We start from the raw sequence: 22,038 nt of genomic DNA, 5'->3' as shown, positions 1-22,038 counted from the left end.
CCTCGCCACGCACCGGCCCCTCCTGCCGTCACCTGGCACGGAGCCGCACATCAGCGCGGCAATCGCCGCGGCCGGGCAGTCTCCGGGGACCGGCAGAACCCCGGCAGGACGTGACTTGCATCCGCCACACTCCGGCGAAAGGGCGGCAATGAGATCGTTCGACACCGTGCGGGCGGGGACGCCCCCGGCACTCGCCCGACGTCACTTCCTTGCCGCTGCCGGCGCAGGCGCGGTGGGGCTGGCACTGACCGGATGCGCCCGGGGCAGCAGCGCTGCCGCCGTGCCGGGAGAAGTGAGTATCAGCACCGACAACTCGGACTGGGACGACGGCTTCCGCCGGACCGGCGACGCGTTGAAGTCCCTGACCGGTTACGGACTTCGTCCGGAGTCCAACCCGGAAGCGATCGCCTACAAACAGGTCACGCAGATGACGCTGGAGACCTCGCGCGCTTCCGACGTGATCAAGTGGGGAGCGGGCTACGAACTCAAGTCGCTTGCACGCGGCGGCAAGTTGACCGACCTGTCACGGCTGTGGGAACGGTACGAGAAGAAGGGCTGGGTCCGCGGCGGGCAGCGTGCCTCCATGTCGTACCGAGGGACGGTCTACGGCGTCCCGCTCTACGAGTCCCACTACGTCGTCTTCTACAACAAGCGGCTCTTCGCCCGTCTGGGTCTCGGCCCGCCCGCCACCTGGGACGAGTTGACGCACTGCGCCGATGTCCTCAAGCGCAAAGGCGTCGTCCCCTTCGTGGCCACCCAGTTCGGAGGCTGGCCCGCCTACCAGTGGTTCCAGGAGCTCATCAGCAAGATCGACCCCGACTTCTACCGCGCACTCGTGGCGGGCAGGGCGCGGTACACCGACGAGGTCGCCCGGGAGGCGATGGACATCTGGCAGGGCTTCATCCGCAAGGGCTGGATGACCTCGCCCGACTTCGACCAGGGCAACGGCGCCGCCGCGCTCAAGGCGGGCCGGGTCGGCATGTTCCTCTACGGAACCTGGGGAGCGAAGGGCTTCTCCGACCTCGGCATGCGCCCCGGCAAGGACTACGACGCCTTCGTCCTGCCCACCGTCAGGAAGACCACGCCCAAGTCGGTGATCACCGAGAGCGGTGTGCTGGCCGTCCCCCTCGGTGCGACCCGGCACGAGGCCGGGGTGGAGAGCGTCGGCGCTTGGCTGGCCCCGTCCGTCCAGCGCGTGTGGGCCGACTACCTCGACGACGGCTCCGCGAATCCGGTCGTGCGGGCCGGCAACCCGGTGGTGGCCAAGGTCAGGGAGACCGTCGCCCGAGAACGGATGCCTCGTCTGATCCGGTACGGCGAGGCCAGTCCGCCCAACCTCATCCAGGGCAACACCCAGGATCTGTCGAGCTTCATGACACAGCAGAGCTCACCCGGCGACACCCTGCGCAGCATGGCCGAGAGGTCCGAGGACGAGTGGGCCGCCTGGAAGCGGGACGAAGCATGAGCACCCCCACCACCCGGTCCCGGACCGGCACCGACCACGAGTCCGCTCCCGCCGGCTCCGGCTCCCGTACGTCGGTACGACCGTCCACGATCCGGCGCGGAGGCCCGCAACGGGCCTTGGTGCGCGAACGGTTGACGTCCGGCGCCTTCCTGGCCCCGGCCGTGCTGCTCGTCGCGGCGCTGCTGCTCGCGCCGTTCGCTGCCACGTTCTACCGCAGCTTCTTCAACGACCACCGGACATCCGGCTTCGCCGGGCTGGACAACTACGAGCTGTTCTTCACCAACGAGAGCCTGGTGCGATCGGTCGAGAACACTCTCATGTGGGTGGCGGGCACCGTGGTGTTGCCCTGCGTCCTCGGGTTGGCCGTCGCCTGGTTGACGAACGCGACGCGCTGGTCCCGCCTCGCCCGGCTGTGCGTGGTCGCACCGTATGCGTTGTCGGGCGCGGCCGTGGCCGTGGTGTGGAACTTCATGCTCACGTCTGACGGGGCGCTCAACCAACTGCTCTCCACCGTCGGGCTCGACCCTCCTGCTCAGGGCTGGCTGCTGGAGTGGCCGAGCAACACGGTGGTGCTGATCCTCGCCAACGCCTGGCAGGCGACCGGTGTGGCAGTCATCCTCTTCCTCGTCGGCCTCCAGGGCATCCCCCCGGAGACCCTCGAAGCCGCTTCGCTGGACGGTGCGGGCCCCTGGCAGAGGTTCCGCCACGTCGTCCTGCCTCAACTCCGCCCGGTCTCCGTCATCGTCGTCGGGATAAGCCTCGCCAACGGCCTGAAGTCGTTCGACCTGATCTGGGTGCTCACCCGGGGCGGCCCCGGCCGGGTGACCGAGACCCTGGCCGTCTCCATGTACCAGGAGACCTTCCTCCTCCAGCACGCCGGAGCCGGCGCCGCCATCGCGGTGGTACTCACGCTGATCGTCCTCGCGGCCTCCTGGCTGTACCTGCGACGCCAGCTCGACGCGAAAGGCGACTGACCATGCTGAAGACATCCCGCGGCCGCATCCTGCGCAACACCACGGTGATCCTGCTCGCGCTGGTGTGGGCGGTACCGACCTGGCTCGTGCTCAGCAACGCGATCGTTCCCGCCGCCGAGTACGGCAGCAGCCCGCACTGGTGGCCCCAGGGGTTCGCCCTGTTCGACAACATGTCGCAGGCATGGAACAAGGCGCAGCTCGGACCCGCCATGGGAAACAGCCTGCTGTACGCCGTGACCAGCTCCCTGATGGCCGTCCTCTTCGCCGTGATGGCCGCCTTCGCCGCCGTCGTCATGCCCGTACGCCACGGCACGCTGTGGTTCTGGCTGATCTACTCCGGGGCGCTGCTGCCCCTCCAGGTCTTCCTCCGCCCGCTGTTCCTGTCCTACGCCAACTTCGACTTGTACGACACGCAGTTGGGCCTGGTGCTCGTGTACGCGGCCATCGCCGTCCCCTTCGCCTTCTTCATCATGCGCAACTACGCCATGACGATGCCGCGTGAGGTGGTCGAAGCCGCGCGCATGGACGGTGCCTCGTGGTGGCGGCTCTTCTGGCAGATCCATGTGCCCCTGTCGAAGTCCGCGATGGTGGCCGCCTTCGTCTTCCAGTTCGTCGCCGTCTGGAACGACATGTTGTTCGGCATCACACTCAGCACCAGCGGCAACATCCGCCCCGTCATGGCAGCACTCGCCGAACTCCAGGGCACCTACGTCTCGGTCGGCCCGCCGGTGGTGCTGGGCGGCGCGATTCTCGTCTCGCTGCCCACCGTCGTCCTCTTCTTCTCCGCACAGCGCTTCTTCGTCAACAGCCTCAAGCTGACCAGTTGAGGCGCTGACGCGGTGGGGGCGGAGCGGGGGCTCTCGTCGGGGCTCTTGTGGACGGGTCCGGGTCGCCGCCGACTGCCGCCGTGCACGCAGCCATCCGCACCAGCATGGTACGCACCGGCTGTCTGCACCTGCCCGGCGTCAGGGTAGGCCGCCCCGTGGCTCAGGAACCGCGCCACGACTGCAGCCAGAGCACCGCATGAGGATGGCGAGTATGCGCGTTGCCTCATGCACCGGCGTCGACCTCGCTGAACAGCAGCTCGGTATGGACCACGAACTCGCGCACCTCCACGATGCGTCGCTCATCGAGTTCTTCAGTGGTCATGCGCATCGACTCCTTCCACTCCTCGGGCCAGCAATAACAGGCGAGGTGGGTGGCATTCACACCCTGCGTTCCGCGGCTTCAGCCCCTCCGCGGGTGCTCAAGCGAGGGGCCGTGCCCGGCGCGACAGCCACGGAAGCGACACTTCACAGCGCCCGCCACTGAACCAGGGCTACGGAGCTCGGCTCCGTAACCCTAATTTTTGCATCTTCGCGCCTCTCGACATCAGTCAGTCAGCATCCGGACCAATCTTCTGGCTTCTGCGACGCGTGACCGAGGAAGCACGAGAATGTGAAAGAACTCGTTTTCTGTCATATCTCGAAGTTCTAGACGCTTTCCCCGCATAGACGGAGCGCATTGTTCACGTGGCATTGACCATATGATTCGATTGGGACGACTTGTGAGTCGACTGTAACCACACGTACTTGCCCCCTATTCAGCCGTCTCTGGCACCTGTGTAAATACCGCATGGAATCCCCATGCTGCTCCGGCGGCAAGCCCCCATCCACCAGCAGCTAGGGCAGCCTCGGGGCAGCCCACACCCTGTTGCCAACGGCGCAACCGGCAAGGGAAGCCGCGCCTGCTGGGACCGTGATCCCTGTGCCAGCGGTCGCAGAAAAGCTGTCAGAGCTGAACGTCCTGAGGTCTCCCCGTCCGGTTGGACAGTCTGACACTGGGGCGGATGGGGAACATTCGCTGACCAACATCACGGGCGATGGACCTAACTAGATATTTCCTCCTGTCTGGCCGATATCGATTTCACCTGGCATCTCGACTGAGGAACGCAAAAAAGGGAACCCCGAGCACGATAAGAATACCGAGAAAACGAAGAAACTTGATCCTCGCTTGACTGATATGGTGACCCCCGACGCCCTTCTTGAGGGGTATATTACTTACCGCCCTGATGAAGGCGTGCGGGGCAATCGCAGATAGGGCACCGACAGCAAACACCACCGCGAGGAGGATGATGAATTCAATTTTCATTGACTCTCGCTTCTGTGCTTTCGTCGGCAATTGAGGGTTGGGGGGGGGCGCATAAGGACGTCCCACCACCTCTCTCGGCTGCTTACTTGGGGATTAGGCACGAGGAGCCACCGAGAGGAAACGACCTCCGCTGAGAAAATTTCACTGACTCGAATTGGATTCTTTGGATCGCCACCTAAGAGGAGCCACCCAAAGGAGAACCAGTAGGATTATGCACCCCGAAGCCGCTAGCCATTGCGACTGGATGAGCGAGACAATGAATCCAAGGGCAAGAATACTCGTCACGGTATAAGTCAAATAAGCCCAGGGTCGACGATGGGGTGCGAAATTTCCCCAGAATCCTCCTTCTGCACGCACGAAAATCCGGATCAATAGAACGATAGAGCAAGACAGGAGAATGGATACCAGGACCACTGGTATCCATTTATCACGCTTTATGCCGTACCCGAGCGCTACCCCCCAAAAGAGCAACAGGGTGCAAGCGATAAGGAAGTGAACTGCTACGCCTGTAGGTTTTTTGCGGAAATTTAGCTTGCTCAAAATCTGCCACTTTCTACCCACGCTGGTCGGGGAGGCCATTATGGCTTCCCCGACCACAATTACTAGTTTGGCGACTTCGGCTCTCGGATGAGCATTATATGCGTGCCCCGATTGCCAAGCCGGTTCCCACCACTGCCCCTACACCACCACCTATAAATCCTCCTGCAGTACCGCCAGCGACACATCCGGGGGGACCCATCAGCCAACCGACTGCGCAGCCAATCCCGCCTCCGGCGCCGGCACCCACGGTGGTCGTACCGACGACGGCGCCAATGTCGCTTTTAAAATCGTCCCATGAGTACAGACCCGTGGGGTCGGTGTTGTTGACGGGGTCGCCTGCGGCGTAGAGGTAGGGGTTGGTTTCTTGGCCGCTGGGGTCGGGTTGGGTGTAGCGGCCTGTGCGGGTGTCGTAGTAGCGGGCGGCCATGTGGTACATGGTCGTGGGGTCCTGGTAGGCGCCGGCGAAGCGGTAGGGCTGGCTGGTGCCTTGGTTTTCTTCTGCGATGGTGACGCCGCGGGGGCTGTAGTAGTAGTCGGCGGTCTGCTTTCCGTCCTCATCCACCATCGCGACGGTGTTGCCGGTCGCATCCGTGAGGTAGTAGTAGCTCTCGCCGTCGCGGGTCATGGAGTTGAGCGTGCCCTGGGCTTCGCGGACGAATCCCGTATCCACCTCGTCCGTTGTTGTGGCGGCGAGTCCGATCGGTCCTTGGTGGAAGTGGGTGTCGCCGAAACGGACGCGTTCGCTGTTGTCCGTGGAGGCGTACTCGCCCTCGTAGTCCGTGCCGCCCGTGGTGGTGGCGGTGAGTTGGGAGAAGTCCGACCAGGTGTTGCTGGTGCGGGCGGTCTCCGGGGTGGGGGCGGCGGCGAGTTCGTTGCCTGCCTTGTCGTGGGACCAGCCGGTGGGGTCGTCGTTTTTCGCGGTGATTTGGGAGGCGTCGTTGTAGTCGTACGTCGTCCCGCGAGGGCAGCCTTCCAGGATGCCTTGAGAGGTGAGATTGCCCGCCGTGTCGTAGCAGTACTGCCAACTGTTGTTCGTCTTGCCGTTCTTGGTCTCCTTCGCGAAGGAAAAACGGCCGGCCGAGTCGTAGGTGTGGCTGCGGGTGGTGCCGGCGACGGCATCCTTCACTGTACGGATCTTGGTGCCGTCGGTGCCGTTTCCGTAGGTGTAGCTGTAGGTGAGGTCGACCAGCGTGCCCTCACCGGACGTGGCCTTGATGTGGGTGGGGCGGTTGGACTCGTCCAGGGTGACGGCCTGCTTGGTGCCGCCCGGATAAGCGGTCTCGGTGCGGGCGTCGTTGTTGTTGTGCCGGTAGGTGGTCTTCTTCCCTCCGGGCGCGGTGAGTTCGGTCAGCCGGTTCGCGGCGTCGTAGGTGTACGTCGTCGTGCCGCCCGGGTCTTCATACGACGCCACGTTCCCGTCCGCGTGGTAGGTCAGGACGGTTTGGGAGCCGTCCTGGAGTGTGCGGACGGTTTCGCGGGAGAGCGGGTCGAAAGCGTACTTGGTGGTGCCGGTGGCGTCGTGGCGCTCGCGCATGTTGCCATCCGCGTCGTAGGCGTAGGTCACCGTCGAGTTGGTGGTGGAGACCTTGGTGATGCGGTCGCGGTGGTCGTAGACGTAGACCGTCTTCACGCCGCGACCGTCGGTCACGGTCTCCGGGCGACCCAACTCGTCGTAGGTGTAGGTGGTTTCGCCCATCGGGTCCGGCGGGGTTGCCGTGGTCAGGTTGCCCTCGTCGTCATAGGCGAAGGTGGTCTTCTTGCCGCGCTCGTCGGTGGTCGAGCACACCTGGCCCTCGAACCCGCCGCACTTGGGATCTGCCGGGTTGTAGTCGGTCTTGCGTTCGCCGCCGCCGGCGCCCTGGACGGCGACGCTGGTGGTGTTGCCGCGGGCGTCATAGGAGAAGTCGGTCTGCTCGCCGTCCGGCATCGTCATGCTGCCGGGCAGATCGGTGCCCGCGATCGTCTGGTAGCCGGTCATCGCCGAGGTGGCGCCGGTGGGGAGCTCGGCCGAGGTGGGGTTGTTGCGCGCGTCCCACCCGTAGGCGGTCACGTTCCCCGGCGTACTGCCGGTGCCCATCGCGTCGGTGGCGGTCGCCACGTTGCGGTTGGCGTCGTAGGAGCGCGCCCGTGAGTGGCCCAACGGGTCGGTCACCTCGGTGACTTCGCCCGCCGCCGCGTGCTTGTAGGCCGTCTCGTCGCCGTCCGGGTCCGCGATCGTCGTGGTCCCCGCCTCGCCCGGGGTGGCGGCGGTGTAGGACAGGTGGAAGGTCGGGCCCGTGTGCCCGTCGCCGTCGAACTCGGTGGCCCGGGTAAAGGACGTCAACCGGTCGTGGGAGTCGTAGGTGAACAGCGTCACCCGGCCCTCCGGCGTCGTGATCTTCGTCAGGCGGCGGTCGGCGTCGTAGCCGAACTCGGTCGCCTTGCTCTCGGTGTCCGTCGTCTTGACCAGATCGCCCGCGGAGTCGAGGTCAAAGACCGCAGTGCGGCCGGTGTGGTCTTTGGCCTGCCACTGGGAGGCGTCCTTCTTGACCAGGTCGACGCTGCGGCCCGAGCGCTCCTCAGTGACCTTGAACCCCTTGTGCTCGTCGCCCTCGTCGTGCTGCTCGACGCGCACGGTGTTGTGGTTGCGATCGGTGACCTCGGTCAGGGTGCCGTGCTCATCGAAGTGATCCCGCACGCCCGACTTGCGGTCGGTGACCGTGAACCCGCCGTCCTCGACCTGGGCGAGGTCCTTGGAGTAGCCCTTCGGCGTGCTGAACCCGTCCCCCTCACGCTCGAAGCGCACCGCATCGCCGGTGGCGTCATAGAGGACCACCTCGTCCTCGGCCAGGTGCAGGTAGCGCTCAAAGCCCTGCCACCAGTGCTGCGAGACCTTCCCCCACGGGGCGTCCAACGAGTTGTAGGTCCGGGCGAGTTGGAGGCTGTCGCCGACGCCGGCCACCTCGAAGTCCGTCGCCGCCAGCATCAGGTTGCCCGTCGAGTAATCCACCCGCGCCACCAACGCGTCCGTCACCCGGAAGTCGAAGAGCTCATGCCACGGCACGGCGCCCTGCCCTTCGGCGACCGGATCATCCGACGCCGTCTCGCCCCCACGCGCAGACGGGCCGACACCTTCCACGCGGGCCTTCTGCGCAGTCCGCCAGGCGGCCTGCACCGCAGTCGGCTCGGCCTGGTCCTGCGAAGCCGGCGCCTTCGTCGAACCGGAACGCACCGCCGGTATCTCCGCCTCACCGCCCTCGCCCCACGACGAGGACGGACCGGCCTGCGGCACCGCGACCGCCGGGACCACGCCCGCCGCCAACGCGAGGATCGTAGCGACGGCGACAGCCGCCGGTCTCACACGAAAACGGGCACGCCACACCGGCATGCCCGTACTCGAAGAACGCATCTTCCCCCCACGGGAAAAAGCACGTGACGGCCTGACGGGACGTCACTGGGAGCGCACACGCTCACACACCATCTCCACAACCACCACCCACTGCACACACAGAAAAAACCCAAACCTCCCCGACATCACGATGAAGTGGCAGACACATGTCAAATCCGCTCTACTCAGAGAATCTCTGCAACCCTCCGCCCAAGCGAAGCGTCGTCTTTGGCTTTCTTGCGGGCTGCTAACGGCCAACGCCGCCTGCTTCAAGCGAGGTTGCGGCACACCGGACGTACCGCAGGTACGTCCGCTCAGGCACGCGCGGATGACGGCTTGGGTGCCCCCTCGCTGGACGTCGTCTATAGGAGCCCGACGTCCAGCGCTCCGAACACGCCCGGTACGCCCAGCACTTGGTCGGCGCACGCGGACACTTCGGTCGCCTGCACGGTCAGTGGAGAACGCCGCCGCACAGGGAATGCCTGGAAAATGAAACGCCATTCCCTGTTGCTTGCGTCACCGCCGGCACTCGGGCCGGTTGAGACCTCGGTGGGTGCGACGGTTCTCGAACGGGCGGTTTGCGGCCGCTGTTTCACGCTTGTCGCGGTGGAACGGGCCGGTGGTTGGTGTGCAGGGAGGTCACCGAGGCGGTGCCTGCGCCAGACGAGGACCTCGACGACGCTCCTCCTCGGTGTGCAATACACGGCGAGCAACGACGCATTGCAGAAGCGCTGCTGAGGTCGTGACCTGGGCCTGATCGAGCGTAGCCAGAAGGGCATCGGAACCGAGCTTGGAGCGCAGCTCCTCGGTCCGGTCGCAAGAGACTGCTTCAACGGCGCCGACGTGACGGTGCCGGTCCACGGTGGGCAGGCGGCCTCCTTGGTCGCCCATCACACGTATCGGCGTGCCGGCAGCGGTCTGGGGAGCAGCGTCCAGGTGCCGGACAGCCAGGTGGGGTTGCGGCTGCTTGCTCTACATACTGCCGAGCAGTGTGCAAGTTGGCGGCGGCGGCTGCGGTCAGGACGAGGGTGGACAGAAGCTCCGCGGTGGCTCGACCGTCGTCGCCGCACCCCAGTGCATTGCCGGCGCCCACGATCCCACGCGCGGCCTGCCGCATGCTGCGGTGGTCCATACATTCGGCGCGAGCGTGCCAGCGAGTCGCGCGTTCGAAGACACTAACCGCAACCAGCGCACGGATGACGTCGCACTCGACACGGACCAGGCCAGCCTGACCCTCATCTTGCCGGCACAGACGGACCTCGGCGAACACCGCGCCCAAGACGCCACCACGGACCCCACGCAAGCCGCACAAGACTTCGAATCCGTCGGGGACCAGCTCGACGCCACGCGCATCCTGATGTATTAGCCGCCGCCTGCGGGAGGAATACAGCCCAACTCCCCTACGCCGAAAAAGCCCAGGTCACACAAAGTGTGACCTGGGCTTCAAACGAGCCGCCTGGGGGAGTCGAACCCCCGACCTACGCATTACGAGGGCTGGAATGATCATGACGGGTGGTGGTGGTTGATGGGGCAGGGTGCTGTTTTAGCTGGTCAGAGACGTGCGCTCTGGTGACCGGTGCTCCCTGATCCATGGGGTGCTGCCCCGTCCGCTCACGCATCGCTCACGCACGGAACGCCGCAGAACACCTGCCAGGGGCGCTCCGTTCCCCCTCACGAGTGATTGCCCCGGCACGGAGTCCGGTGTGAGCTGACGGCATGTATCGCTGGTCTCCGTTGAACGATCGGCAACGTACACTCCTTGGCCGCCTCGATGCGGGCGAGAACCTCAGCGAGCAGGCTGCAAGCCAACGGCGTTCGGCCTACGCCCTGCGCGACCGGGGCCTCTTGGTGATCAGGAGCCGGCAAGGGGAGCTCCTGGCGGAGGTCACCGACGCCGGGAAGTTCTACCTCAAGCACGGCCACCACCCTGACGATCCTGCACACGCGGAGCAGAAGCCGACCGCCTCGACCGCTGGTACATCCCGGGCGCCGGACGCGGGGGCCAGCGATACACGGCCGACCACGACGAAGCGCGGGCCACGGTCTACGAAGAAGGCGGCGACGAAGCCAACTCCGTACAGCGAGAGGCCCATCCCCCTCGCCCGACGGGCAAAAGCGACCCAGCTGATCGAGCAACTCGCCACCAAGCCGCGAGTCACCATCTCCGCCCCGACCGAGGAAGAGGTCACGGAGCGGCGACGGGTCATCGACTTCGCCAAGCGGCACGGCTTCGTCCCCGAGGGCAAGCGCATCGAGAAGATGCGAGAGTTCAACCCCGACCGAGACTTGCAGATTTCACTCCTGAACGGACCTCACCCCAACACGAACAAGCAGTCACCGGTCGAGACCCCGACAGTCCCGGTGCCGTCCCAACTGCGCTCGCCGCATCCGGTGGTAGCCGCCCTTCGAGAGGACCGAGACCGACTGGTGATGCCGGCGGCGATGCGCCGTCGCGCTCTCCTGCTGCTCCAGGGGTTGGCGGCCGAAGCCGTGCGACGGGGTCACCAGGTGAAGGAACACCCGGTCGCCGACTACCACCGAAGCCACGCCTACTACTCCTACAACGGCCAGTACATTCCCTCGCGTTACTCACGGCACGAAGGGGAGGTGACTCTGGACGTCGGGGACTTCACGTACACAGTCACCATCAAGAAGGAGTTCCCCCAGTCCGAGGATGCCGAGCGAGCGTCGAAGCTCGTGATCGATCTCGGCTACGGCCGGTCCGACCGGCGCCGCCAGTGGGGCGACCGCAAGCGATGGAAGCTGGAGGACGTCCTCGGCGCTGTGCTCCAGGAGGTCGAGACCCGGGCCGTAGAGGATGCCCAGCGCAAGGTTGATGAGGAACGCGCGCGGACCGACCGCAAGGTCCGCTGGCAAGAGGCCATGGACAGAGCGAAAGAGAAGGCCGTCGAAGCGCAGTTGGCGAGCGCGCTCACTGAACAAGCCAGGAAGTGGCGGGAGGCAACAGCCCTCCGTGATTACTGCGAAGCGCTGGAACACCGCCTGGCTCAGGCAGGCGAAGACGAGGAGGAAGAGGCTGCCTCAGCAAGGGAATGGCTGACGTGGGCACACGGCTACATCCAGCGGCTCGACCCCCTGCACCGGCTACCGACCAAGCCCCCTCCCCAAGAGCCGAAGCCCGAAGAGCTGAAGCCCTACTTGAAGGGCTGGGGACCGCACGGTCCAGAAGCGCACGACTCTCCCTGGGGCTCCTACTGATGGAGACCGTCTACCGACATCCCTCACGGCCACATGCCCCTGCCTAGGCGCCATGGCCAGGGTGCGACGAGGCTCTGAAGCGTTAAACCGAGGCGCTCATCGCCATTCAGCGACCGATCGTCCGCTGGGCCCGCTGCCTCGTGTGCGGCCTCGGTGATGGACGCGCTCGTGACGACAGCGTGCAACCTGCTGGGCCTAACCTGGGCGTTGCGGCTAGAACCGTGCTGGCCTGACTGCTGTGGCTACCCAACCGAGACAGAAGCGGACGTCAACTTGGGGAAGAGCCCCAACCATTTCGACCGAGGTCCGGCTCGCCTGACGAGCCGCTATTGCCGTCCGCTCTCACGGCTGCAGTCACGTGTGCGGTGAGGGGGCACGGACAGGGGCATCGGGAGGCACGCCCTCGACCTCCTCCAGGAGTGATGCCTCCCTTGTTGGCAGGAAGATGCAGCCGCTGCACCCGACGAAGGCATACGCCCGCTACTGTGTTGGCCGGTAGCCAAGAAACTAAGGGGTACACATGGCCGGTCGCCTCGCCCTGTCGTGGGTCAATAAGCACCAGGCCCTCGTGCCAGACGGAGACGGCGGGTATGAGTGGATCGAACGCGATGACCCGCGTGTGACTGAAGTGCGCCTGCTCCAACAGACAGGCCACATGGGAGAGGTCAGCGGCACAGCCGAGGACAACTTGCTCATTCAGGGCGATAGCTACGACGCCTTGCAGGCATTGAGTCGAACTCCCGAGTACGCTAAACGGTATCGCGGGAAAGTCAAGCTCGTCTATATCGACCCTCCGTTCAACACAGGCCAGGCGTTTGAGCATTACGACGATGCGCTGGAGCATTCAGTATGGCTTGGGATGATGCGCGAGCGGCTGCTACTAATCCGCGACCTACTCGCGTCAGACGGTTCAGTGTGGGTGCATCTAGATGATGCCGAAATGGCATATTGCCGTGTCCTGATGGACGAAATTTTTGGCCGAGGAAATTTCCTCGCATCCGTTGTATGGAAACGCCGCAATGATCCGCGGAACAGCGCAGTACACATGTCCGCCGACCACGACTATATCCTCGTATTCGCGAAGCGCCTTGAGGACCTCGTCATCAAACAGCTTCCGCGTACGGAAGCGATGGATAAAGCGTACGTAAATCCGGATAACGACCCACGAGGGCCTTGGCGAAGGACTGACGTTTCTGCGCGAAACTACTACTCCAAAGGGATGTACCCTGTCACCACTCCAAGTGGACGTGTAATCTCAGGCCCCATGAAGGGTCGCTACTGGTCGATTTCGAAAGAGAAACTGGACGAGCTTGACGCCGACGGACGTATTTACTGGGGGGCGAAAGGCGACAGCCTGCCATACCTGAAGAGGTACTTGAGCGAGGTTCAGGGCGGACGGGTGCCATCGTCAGTATGGCACCCGGAGGAAGTTGGATTCGTTCGAAATGGCAAGGAAGAGGTTCGCAGACTTGTTGGAAATGTCTTTGCGACGCCGAAGCCAGAAACGATGATTCAACGAATCATTCAAATGACGACCGAGCCCGGCGATATCGTGCTCGACTGCTTTGCTGGTTCTGGAACCACAGCCGCTGTCGCACACAAAATGGGCCGCAAATGGGTCGGCGTCGAATTGTCACCCGAAAACGTGGAGAACTTCACCAGGGCACGACTTGAAAAAGTAGTCGCCGGCAAGGATCCTGGCGGTATCACCGAACAGATTGCCTGGTCTGGGGGTGGCGGATTTCAAGAATTGAGAGTTGGGTCATCACTTTACGAGCGCGTCGGGCATCGCGTGGTGCTGGCTGACTGGGCAAAGGGGGATGATTTTGACCAAGCTGTGGCTGCGCAACTTGGATTTGTCCATCAACCTGAGGGTCCATTTGTAGGCGTGAAGGGACGCGTCCGTCTCGCCGTTGTAGATGGCATCGCTGATGAAGTGGTGGTGGCATCAATCGTGTCGTACCTCAATGAAGATGAGCGGGTAACGGTAGTTGCCAAGGGAGCAGCGCCGGGAACTGAACAGGCGCTTCGCGACCTGAGCAAAGGATCACGGTTGCTGAAAGCACCTCGCGATCTGATCCGTCGTGGAAAGGTTGTTCGGTGAGTTGGCTGCCCTACGATGCCGCCCTGATTGAAGAGATCCGGGCACGGATGGACCTCCGAGAGCCAAACGCAAACGCTCTCTCAGCAGTGGCCAAGGAGATCGAAGACGGTGATCTCCGCGAGGTGGTGTGTGACCTCGCAACTGGTGTAGGTAAGACCTATTTGGCCGCTGCGCTAGTCGAGTATCTTGCTGCACAGGGTGTACGCAACGTGCTCATCGTCACCCCAGGCACAACGATCCAAGACAAGACGGTCGATAACTTCACCCCCGGACACGCAAAGTTTGTTCCCGGCGCAGAGTACCAACCGCTACTGATCACTTCAGAGAATTTCTCACGCGGCCAGGTTGGCGACGCGCTGCACAACGATGACGTGCTCAAGTTGTTCGTGTTTAACGTGCAGCAGTTGATTCGCCCAACGGCGAAAATGTCCCGAAAGACTCGGAATACTGACGAGTTTATCGGCCAGGGGCTTTACGACCATTTGCGTGAAGTCGACGACCTAATCGTGATCGCAGATGAGCATCACGTATACCGCTCCAGTGCCAAAGCGTTCGGTGCTGCTCTTCGCGATCTTCAGCCACGGGCACTCGTGGGTCTGACAGCTACACCTGACGAGGCAGACCTGGACAAGGTGTGCTACCGATACAGCTTGGCCGAGGCGATCGCGGACGGTTTGGTAAAGATCCCGGTCATCGTCTATCGCGAAGACGGTTTGAAGGACATCGAGACTCAACTCGCCGACGCTTGTCACCTGCGGGAACGTAAGGAAGCGGTGTGGCGGGCTTGGGCCGAGCACAACAGTCGAACTAACGTCACACCGGTCCTGTTTGTCGTCTGTCAAGAAATCCGCGACGCTGAACGCGTCGCAAATATCCTCTCCAGCGAAAAATACCTACCCAACGAGGGTGAGGTACTTCTGGTCACATCCCAGTCAACGGATAAAGCCCTGTCTGAGCTAGCGGCGGTTGAGTCCCCCGATTCTCCAGTGCGTGCGGTCGTGAGCGTTGACAAGCTGAAAGAAGGCTGGGATGTCAAGAACATCGGTGTCATTGTCGGCTACCGCGCTTTGGCTTCGCAGACGCTGACGGAACAGGTACTTGGGCGTGGTCTACGGCTTCCGTTTGGCGCACGCGTTGGCGTGCCCGCCGTCGATCAAGTGGATCTAGTGGCGCACGACTCTTACCGCCGTCTCTTGCAACAAAAGGACGCCCTGCTTCAACAAGTGGCCCCATCTTCGCTAACCCCAAAGCCTGCCTCAGGCTCCACTGGAGCCGAAGCCTCGCAGCCGCTTCCCTTCGGTCAGCAGCAGTCTGACGTGGCCGATGTACGTGAGAGCGAGGATCAAGGCAAGCTGCACCTGGTCGGCGAGCCCCGGATCATAAATGGCGAAACCGTAGATGGCTCCGAGCTGCTCCAACTCGCGTCGTTCGAGGCCACAGAAGCCCAACACGACCGTGACCAGCAGGCGGCCACCCAAATTTTGTACAAGGTTGAAGGGGCGCCTTCGATCAAATTCCCTCGCCGGGAGCGAGAAGTTCTGCCGGTTCAGTTCTCGCTGAGTTACGTAGATAATGCTGCCGCACAAGCCGAAGGTCGGGGTTTCGAACGCGAATTCCCAGTGCACCTGAAGCGGCAAGCGCTCATGGCAGATCGCGACATACACGGCAAGACGGCCATACGAGCGCAGCAAGTCGAGGAGGAAGATGCGACTCAACGTTACGTGCCGGTATCGGAAGTGCGCGCTGATATTGAAGACCGCATCCTAGACCTCGGTTTGGTCGAGTCGTCCCTCTCCGAGGTTAACGCTGCCGAACGGATCGCCAAGCAGTTCCTCCTTGGAGCTGGGGTGTCCGATGAGGACGACGAGGCGTGGTGGAGTGAGCGGCGCACTCAGCAAGCGGTGCAGAGCATCGCGGGGCTGGTCGAGTCCAGTTACAACACGCGCCGTTTGAACCCCCAGTGGGCCTTCCGCACTGTTGAAGTGCCGGTCCGTCGCGCAATGCCTAGTGACGTCGGATCGCGTTGGGATAACTTCACTAAAGGGCGCTGGTATGGGGACTGGGGCCGTTCAATCCAACCTTTGGCGAGCTTCGACGCCCGCACCACTGAGTGGGCGTTGGCGGCGCTTTTCGATAGTTCACAGGCCGTTCAATGGTGGTTGCGGCTCTATGAGCCGGGAGAAGTGTGGATAGAGCGGGACAACGGGAAAAAATACTACCCGGACTTCATTGTGCTCGATACCGACGACGTGTACTGGGTCGTGGAAGGAAAGTCCGACCGTGACGCCCGGGATAGTGACGTGCTCGATAAAAAGACCGCCGCTGAGGAGTGGGCACGATTTGTCCGCGATAGCGGCACCTTCGGCACCTGGCGCTACGTTCTCGCTACCGAGACCCACATCAAGCAGGCCAAGACCTGGGAAGAACTGCTGGCACGGACCAAGCCCGAGCTGTGACTGACGGTTCCTCCCCGGAGAACGGGAGTTATTGCATTAGTCTGTGGTCCACTCGATGTACCCCCACAGTCTGACCAGAGACTGCTGAAGTCGGCTAAAGCAGCGATAGGGCACCACGGCTTGTGTCCAAGCAGTGGTGTCCTACGATCCCCTCATGATTCGCGCTGTGGTGTTCGATGTTGGTGAGTGCCTGGTGGATGAGACCCGGGAGTACGGGACCTGGGCTGACTGGCTGGGGGTGCCGCGGCATACCTTCGCGTCGATGTTCGGGGCGGTCATCGCGCAGGGGCGCGACTACCGGGAGACCTTCCAAGTGTTCCGGCCGGGCTTCGACTTGGATCAGGAGCGGGCGCGGCGGGCCGAAGCAGGGAAGCCGGAGTGGTTCGGCGAGGACGATCTGTATGCGGATGTGCGGCCGGCTCTGACGGCGTTGCGTGAGGCTGGGCTGTGGGTCGGGATCGCGGGGAATCAGACCGTGCACGCAGGTGGGTTGCTGCGTGGGCTGGATCTGCCGGCGGACTTGATCGCGACCAGTGACGACTGGGGTGCGTCGAAGCCGGATGTGGCCTTCTTCGAGCACGTGGTGGAGGCGACGCCGGCCGAGCCCGGGGAGATTCTCTATGTCGGTGACCGCCTCGACAACGACATCCGCCCTGCTGCCCGGTCGGGGTTGCTGACGGCGCTGATCCGGCGCGGGCCGTGGGGGACGATCCAGCAGCACGATCCCGAGGCGGACAGGGTCGCCACCATGCGGATCGATTCGCTGGCTGAACTGCCGGAGCGGGTGGGGAAGTTCAACGCTGGAGAGCGCTGACGGTGGTGCCCCAGTCATAGAGCCGGTCATCGAGGTCGCGCACGCACTGCTGGTTGTGCCAGGGGGCGAGGGCGCGGCGCACTTCCCGGATGCGGTCCATGCCGGTGGCGTACCAGGTGCGGGCGAGCTGGTCGAGGGCCTGGAAGGCGTAGGCGCAGGCGTGTTCGGCGTTGCTGTCGGCGGCTTCGACGGCGGCGAGGTCGCCGAGGATGACGGTGCGCTGCTTGCTGTGGTCGGCGGGCAGCTCGTCCAGCGCGTGACGGAGGGTTTCGCGGGCTTGGGGCAGGTGGCCGGCTCGGAGCTGGGTGTTGCCTTTGAAGGCCGCGAGGCGTACGGGGCTGAACCAGTCCATCCACTCCGGGGAGGCGTGTTCGGAGCCGGTCGCGATGGTGTCCTCTGCGTGAGTGAGGAGGCGCAGGGCGGTGCGGGGGTGTCCGCAGCGGGTCTCGCATTCGGCCTCGACGGCGTCCAGCCAGGCCCAGAACTCGGCGGAGGCGGGGCCGCGGCGGGCGTAGGTGCGGGCGGCGACCATGCGCTCGGCCGCGCTGTCCCGGTCGCCGGCCCAGCCGGGGATGAACGCGGTGTGGGCGAGGATCGCGGCCCCCAACAGGGGGTCGTCGGCCTCGCTTGCTGCCTGGAGGGCGCGCAGGAGGGTGTCGCCGGCCTGGTCGGGCTGGCGGAGGTCGAAGAACTCGATGCGTCCGGCGAGGAGGTAGGACTCGGCCAGGGCCGCAGCGAGCCGGCGGCGGCCGGGGTCCGCGGTCTCGGGCAGCAGTGCGCAGCCGAGCCGGGCGTGTTCCAGGACGGCCGGGTGCAAGGTCGCTGGTGTGACGGACCAGTACAGGTGTCGGTGGGCGCGGGTGACCGCTTCGAAGTCACGGCCCACACTTGCGGGTTGTGCAGTTGCCGGAGTCTGGGCCGGGACGGCTGTCAGGCCCGATGCGGAGGCCGGGCGCGGCGGGTGGACAGCGTGGGCAGGTGCGGGTTCGTCTGCGCCCCAGGGTGGGGTGAAGCCGAGCTCTTCCATGGTCTGACCGAGCAGCTGGGTGAGCACGCGCCGGATGTCCGGCTGGGGCCAGGGTGGAGCTGGCGATTCCCAGCGGCGGATCTGGCGTACCCCGACGGCCAGGCCCCGGATGCCGAGTTGCGGGGCGGTCTGGGTGATGGCGTCGGCGAGGGCTTGCTGCGAGTTGTAACCAGCAGCCACACGGGCGGACTTGAGACGGGCGTTTCCTGAGGGGCGGGACATGAGCTACCTCCGAACGGTGTTGCCCCCGAGGGTGCCACCGAAGGACCTACTTTTGGCCTGCTGATACCCGACGAGCGTCAACTAAGCCCTGTAAGAGTCCTCTTGACGTCCCCTCAAAGCCCTCGAATTGCCTGGGTCGCGGATTCAGGATGGCAGCACTGAAGACGACCCTGCGCTACAGCGCGGCGAGGAGCCAGTGCCTCATGACCCCAGACACCACCAGACCACCCGCCCTGCAGACGATCGCCGAGTGCCAACTCCAGGCAGCGGGCTTCGACTGGGACGCCATCCGCGTTCCCCGTCATATCGGGCTGCGCGCACTGCGCATCCTCGGCCCCTGCAACGGGGCGGTGATCGAAGATCCGCGGGAGCCGGCCCTGTACTGGTTCCTGCGTCCGGGCGAAACAGCCGGCTGGGAGGTGACAGAGACCCGTCCCCTCGGAGTGACGCAGCATCTCGTGGTGCCGCCGGCACATCGCGTGCAGGGGCCAGGACCGCACTGGCACATCCGCCCCGTCGACGGCCGCCTGATCACGGACCGGGACATGCTCCGTGCAGCCGTCGAGTACGCCGTAACCACGCTTCTGGGCCATGAACGCCAACACGTGGGCAGCCGGTCGCAGTCCGAGGGCGAGGAGGTCTGATGAGCACTCGCGCCGACGGAACTGACCGGCTGGGCAACGCCCTTGCCCTGGTGTGGGCCCTCGGTTCGTTCCTCGCTCTCGGAGGACTGGTCTCGGTCGCGGACCACGAGCGAAGCCAAGACCCTGCGGCCGACGCCCCAACAGCGGAAGCCCCCGATGCTCCCGCCACCTCATAGACCAGTCCGGGTGCCCCTGATGTCCTGCCTCCAGGCGCGCCCGGGCCCTCAGCTCCCATAGCCCGGGACACCTCGCAGAGGCGCAGCGGCAGTCGTCACCCGTCACACGACTCCTGCCCCTCCCAACCTCGTTGATCACCACGAACGTTCTGCCTGTTCCAGACCTGTAGGAGGACCGCATGGCGCTGACAACCGAGTACGAGGCCAAGGCCCTGGACATCGACATCGAGGCCATCCAGGCCACCATCCGGCACCGGGGAGGAGAGCACGTCGCCGACCGCATGATGCGCCGCTACGTCTACGACATCGCACCCGGCGACACCTCCAAATGGATCCGCCTGCGCCAGGACGGAGACCAGGCCACCTTGTGCGTGAAGCAGATCACCAGCGACGAGATCGACGGCACCCACGAGGTCGAGGTCACCGTCTCCAGCTTCGAGGACACCCACGCGCTGCTGCGCGTCATGGGCTTCACGGCCAAGGCGTACCAGGAAAACCACCGCAGCTCCTATCTGCTCGGCACCGTCCGCCTGGAGATCGACTCCTGGCCGCTGATCCCTCCGTACCTGGAGATCGAGGGCGACAGTGCCGACGAGGTCCGTGACACCGCCAAGCACCTCGGCCTCGACCCCGACGCCCTCACCTCCGTCAACACGACCGGCATCTACACCCATTACGGGCACGACCTGACAGCCATCAAGGAACTCCGCTTCCCCAGCTGAACCCCTACCGGGAGGTGAAAGGCCATTTCCCCCCACGACATCGCAGACGAACTCCCCACCGAGGTGCAGCCCGACCGCACTGTGCGCGTCAAGATCCTCGACAACTGCGGCCTGGCCTGCACCTTCTGCCACAACGAAGGCACCCCGGTCACCGCGGACAGCGTGACGACCCGCCCCACCGGCCGGACATCGATCTATCTGGCCACCAACGGGGCGGACTTCACCCCGGCCCGCCTCGAACCCAGACCCGACTTCGCGCTCGCCCTCGCCGCCGTGTGCGGCACGGTCGAGACCGATGAGGTGCACTTCACCGGCGGCGAACCCACCCTCCATCCCCGGCTGCCGGACATGGTGCGCGTGGCACGGCAGGTCGGCCTCACCGTGGGCATCACCTCCAACGGCAAGAACGGTTCCGCGGTCCTGCCCGAGTGCGCTAAGGCCGGCCTGGACCGGGTCAACTTCAGCGTCTTCGGTACCACCGCCGAGGAATTGGCCTCCGTCCAGGGCGGAAAATACCGCTCCGCACGCCTCGCCCAGCGCAAGATCCAGGAGCTGGGCGAGGCCATCGAGACCGCCGCAGCCTGCGGCCTGCAGGCCTCGGCGAACATCGTCGTCCCCGGACCCGCGCACATCGACCGCGTGCTGCGGCTGGTGGAGGAACACGGCCACCGCACCTCCATGCGACTGCTCAACTCCCTGGCCGACGGGCAGGAGTCCCTCGACGCGATACGTACGGTGCTGCACGAGCTGGGCGCAGTGCCCGAACGCCGGTTCATCACCGCCGGTGCATCGGGTTGGCGCACCCGCTACCGGCTGCCCGACGGCCGCAGCATGTACGTCAAGCAGATCCGGCCCGTACGGCTGCCCGACACCTGCGAGGGCTGCCGGTTCAACAACGGCACCGACTGCGAAGAGGGCTACTACGGCATCCGCCTGTACCGCGCCCAGCAGGGCCCGTTCATGGTCGGCGTGTGCATCCAGCGCATGGACCTCTGCGTCACCCTCGGCGAATTCGTCATGAGCCAGCTCCGCAACGAGGTCCGGGAACTGCGCCGTAGCGAAGAAGAGCGTCTTCGACGCCAGTACCCGGCCAGCGAGGTCCCTTCCCAGAGGCCGTGACCTGCCCGGTCAACCATCTCCCGTCTCCCGCCCCCGGCGGAGGCGGGCAGGCCCCAGGAGCACCGTCCTCCGTCCCTGGCGCTCCTGGGGCCATACTTTCTGCCGGATACACGCCCGGCGGAAGCTCAGCCGCCTCGTGGCACCGACCACAACGCACCTCGCGCTACGGAGCGACACGTGAGCCTCTTCACCGGAACCGCCAGCTACTACCGTCGCTTCCGCCCCGGCATCCCCGAGGACGTCGCAGCTGTCCTGGATCAAGCCAGCCCGGCCCAGGCGAACGCCCCGCGACGGCTCTTGGACCTCGGCACCGGCACCGGACTTGTCGCTGAGGCGCTGCTGGGCCGGTTCGACGACATCATCGCCGTCGACAACGACGCCGACATGCTCGCCGTCGCTGCATCGGCGCTCCGTCCGGAACTGCCCGAGCACTCTCACTTGACGCTCGTGGAAAGCACCGCCGAGGACTTCGTACCGCCTGACGGCTGGAAGGCAGGCCTCGTCACCATCTGCCGCGCTTTCCATTGGCTCGACCAGCCCACCGTGCTGCGTCTTCTGGACAACCAGGTCGCTCCCGACGGCGCTGTTGCGATCTTCGGTGACAACAGCTTCTGGACCGTCGGCAGTCCCTGGAAAGAGGCGGTCCGCGGCGTGATCAAGACGTTCCTCGGTGAGGAACGCCGTGCAGGCTCAGGAACCTTCCGGCACCACAACCGCCCCTACAGCGAGATCATGGAGGAGTCGCCGTTCGACCAGGTCGAGGAAGTACTCATCCCCGTCCAGCGGACCTGGACCGCCGAGACGATCCTCGGCTACCTCTACTCCACGACCTTCGCCGCACCCCACCTCTTCGGGGACCGCCTGGGGGAATTCGAAGCCGCGGTGAAGCAGCGACTCGCCGAGTTCAGCGACGACGACACCTTCCCCGAGGACAACGAGTTCCTCATCCGCCTCGGCCGGCGGAGCCAGACGTGACGGCCGACAGCGGCGGGCGCTGGTACGGGAGCCTGACAGCACCACGCGCCGCGTCCAAGCTGAACGAGCTCCATCCTCTGTCTG

The 22,038-nt window shown here is 64.8% G+C and carries 14 protein-coding genes; 12 read left to right on the top strand and 2 right to left on the bottom strand.

Going from position 1 to position 22,038, the window contains the following annotated elements:
- Positions 1-292 precede the first annotated feature (292 nt).
- The 3 genes from F603_RS0120755 to F603_RS0120745 are packed head-to-tail and all read left to right on the top strand — an operon-like array spanning position 293 to position 3,266.
- On the top strand, positions 293-1,465 hold the full coding sequence (locus tag F603_RS0120755; protein WP_019547891.1) for an ABC transporter substrate-binding protein: 1,173 nt from the start codon (positions 293-295) through the stop codon (positions 1,463-1,465).
- The gene (locus tag F603_RS0120750) at positions 1,462-2,439 is read left to right on the top strand and encodes a carbohydrate ABC transporter permease (protein ID WP_019547890.1); all 978 of its coding nucleotides are present in this window, start codon (positions 1,462-1,464) and stop codon (positions 2,437-2,439) included. Before F603_RS0120755 ends, F603_RS0120750 begins: the two co-directional genes overlap by 4 nt.
- A gap of 2 nt (positions 2,440-2,441) precedes the next feature.
- Positions 2,442-3,266: a carbohydrate ABC transporter permease gene (locus tag F603_RS0120745; RefSeq protein WP_019547889.1), complete on the top strand. Its 825-nt coding sequence runs from the start codon at positions 2,442-2,444 to the stop codon at positions 3,264-3,266.
- A 1,937-nt stretch (positions 3,267-5,203) separates the two neighbouring features.
- Here F603_RS0120745 and F603_RS32505 read toward each other — a convergent pair.
- Positions 5,204-8,410: an RHS repeat-associated core domain-containing protein gene (locus F603_RS32505; protein ID WP_019547887.1), complete on the bottom strand. Its 3,207-nt coding sequence runs from the start codon at positions 8,408-8,410 to the stop codon at positions 5,204-5,206.
- 1,033 nt (positions 8,411-9,443) lie between these two features.
- On the opposite strand from F603_RS32505, the gene F603_RS0120725 reads away from it, so the two are divergent.
- From F603_RS0120725 to F603_RS0120695, 5 genes are all read left to right on the top strand, one after another.
- Positions 9,444-9,842 (top strand): hypothetical protein, encoded by a 399-nt coding sequence (locus F603_RS0120725; RefSeq protein WP_019547886.1) that lies wholly within the window; start codon positions 9,444-9,446, stop codon positions 9,840-9,842.
- Between the two features lie 482 nt (positions 9,843-10,324).
- The gene (locus F603_RS0120720; protein WP_245600856.1) at positions 10,325-11,695 is read left to right on the top strand and encodes a hypothetical protein; all 1,371 of its coding nucleotides are present in this window, start codon (positions 10,325-10,327) and stop codon (positions 11,693-11,695) included.
- Between the two features lie 520 nt (positions 11,696-12,215).
- Positions 12,216-13,799, top strand: coding sequence for a site-specific DNA-methyltransferase (locus F603_RS34230; RefSeq protein ID WP_078503711.1), 1,584 nt, complete (start codon positions 12,216-12,218; stop codon positions 13,797-13,799).
- On the top strand, positions 13,796-16,255 hold the full coding sequence (locus tag F603_RS34225; RefSeq protein WP_078503710.1) for a DEAD/DEAH box helicase: 2,460 nt from the start codon (positions 13,796-13,798) through the stop codon (positions 16,253-16,255). Before F603_RS34230 ends, F603_RS34225 begins: the two co-directional genes overlap by 4 nt.
- Positions 16,256-16,409: 154 nt before the next feature.
- Positions 16,410-17,069, top strand: coding sequence for an HAD family hydrolase (locus F603_RS0120695; RefSeq protein WP_026328592.1), 660 nt, complete (start codon positions 16,410-16,412; stop codon positions 17,067-17,069).
- On the opposite strand, the gene F603_RS0120690 is transcribed toward F603_RS0120695, so the two are convergent.
- On the bottom strand, positions 17,050-18,318 hold the full coding sequence (locus F603_RS0120690) for an NsdA family TPR-like regulatory protein (RefSeq protein WP_026328591.1): 1,269 nt from the start codon (positions 18,316-18,318) through the stop codon (positions 17,050-17,052). The genes F603_RS0120695 and F603_RS0120690 overlap by 20 nt on opposite strands.
- A gap of 203 nt (positions 18,319-18,521) precedes the next feature.
- Between F603_RS0120690 and F603_RS32495 the strand changes: the two genes are divergently transcribed.
- The 4 genes from F603_RS32495 to F603_RS0120670 all read left to right on the top strand — a co-directional run bounded on the left by F603_RS32495 (position 18,522) and on the right by F603_RS0120670 (position 21,954).
- Complete coding sequence (locus F603_RS32495) at positions 18,522-18,962, top strand: hypothetical protein (RefSeq protein WP_211231107.1); 441 nt, start codon at positions 18,522-18,524, stop codon at positions 18,960-18,962.
- 355 nt (positions 18,963-19,317) lie between these two features.
- Positions 19,318-19,860 carry a class IV adenylate cyclase gene (locus F603_RS0120680; RefSeq protein WP_019547878.1) on the top strand — a complete coding sequence of 181 codons (543 nt, stop codon included), beginning with the start codon at positions 19,318-19,320 and terminating at the stop codon, positions 19,858-19,860.
- A 63-nt stretch (positions 19,861-19,923) separates the two neighbouring features.
- Positions 19,924-20,979, top strand: a complete 1,056-nt coding sequence (locus tag F603_RS0120675) for a radical SAM protein (protein WP_019547877.1) — start codon at positions 19,924-19,926, stop codon at positions 20,977-20,979.
- Between the two features lie 177 nt (positions 20,980-21,156).
- Positions 21,157-21,954 carry a class I SAM-dependent methyltransferase gene (locus F603_RS0120670; RefSeq protein WP_019547876.1) on the top strand — a complete coding sequence of 266 codons (798 nt, stop codon included), beginning with the start codon at positions 21,157-21,159 and terminating at the stop codon, positions 21,952-21,954.
- The last annotated feature ends 84 nt before the right edge of the window (positions 21,955-22,038 follow it).

The sequence above is a fragment of the Streptomyces sulphureus DSM 40104 genome (genome assembly GCF_000381025.1).
GTDB lineage: Bacteria > Actinomycetota > Actinomycetes > Streptomycetales > Streptomycetaceae > Streptomyces > Streptomyces sulphureus.
Note: the sequence above shows the minus strand (reverse complement) of the source record. Positions and strands in the feature narration are given on the sequence as shown.

Coding starts and splice junctions, on each gene's coding strand:
- F603_RS0120750 (WP_019547890.1), top strand. CDS start 1,462: ATGAGCACCCCCACCACCCGGTCCCGGACCGGCACCGACCACGAGTCC.
- F603_RS32495 (WP_211231107.1), top strand. CDS start 18,522: ATGACCCCAGACACCACCAGACCACCCGCCCTGCAGACGATCGCCGAG.
- F603_RS0120690 (WP_026328591.1), bottom strand. CDS start 18,318: ATGTCCCGCCCCTCAGGAAACGCCCGTCTCAAGTCCGCCCGTGTGGCT.
- F603_RS0120695 (WP_026328592.1), top strand. CDS start 16,410: ATGATTCGCGCTGTGGTGTTCGATGTTGGTGAGTGCCTGGTGGATGAG.
- F603_RS0120745 (WP_019547889.1), top strand. CDS start 2,442: ATGCTGAAGACATCCCGCGGCCGCATCCTGCGCAACACCACGGTGATC.
- F603_RS0120680 (WP_019547878.1), top strand. CDS start 19,318: ATGGCGCTGACAACCGAGTACGAGGCCAAGGCCCTGGACATCGACATC.
- F603_RS34230 (WP_078503711.1), top strand. CDS start 12,216: ATGGCCGGTCGCCTCGCCCTGTCGTGGGTCAATAAGCACCAGGCCCTC.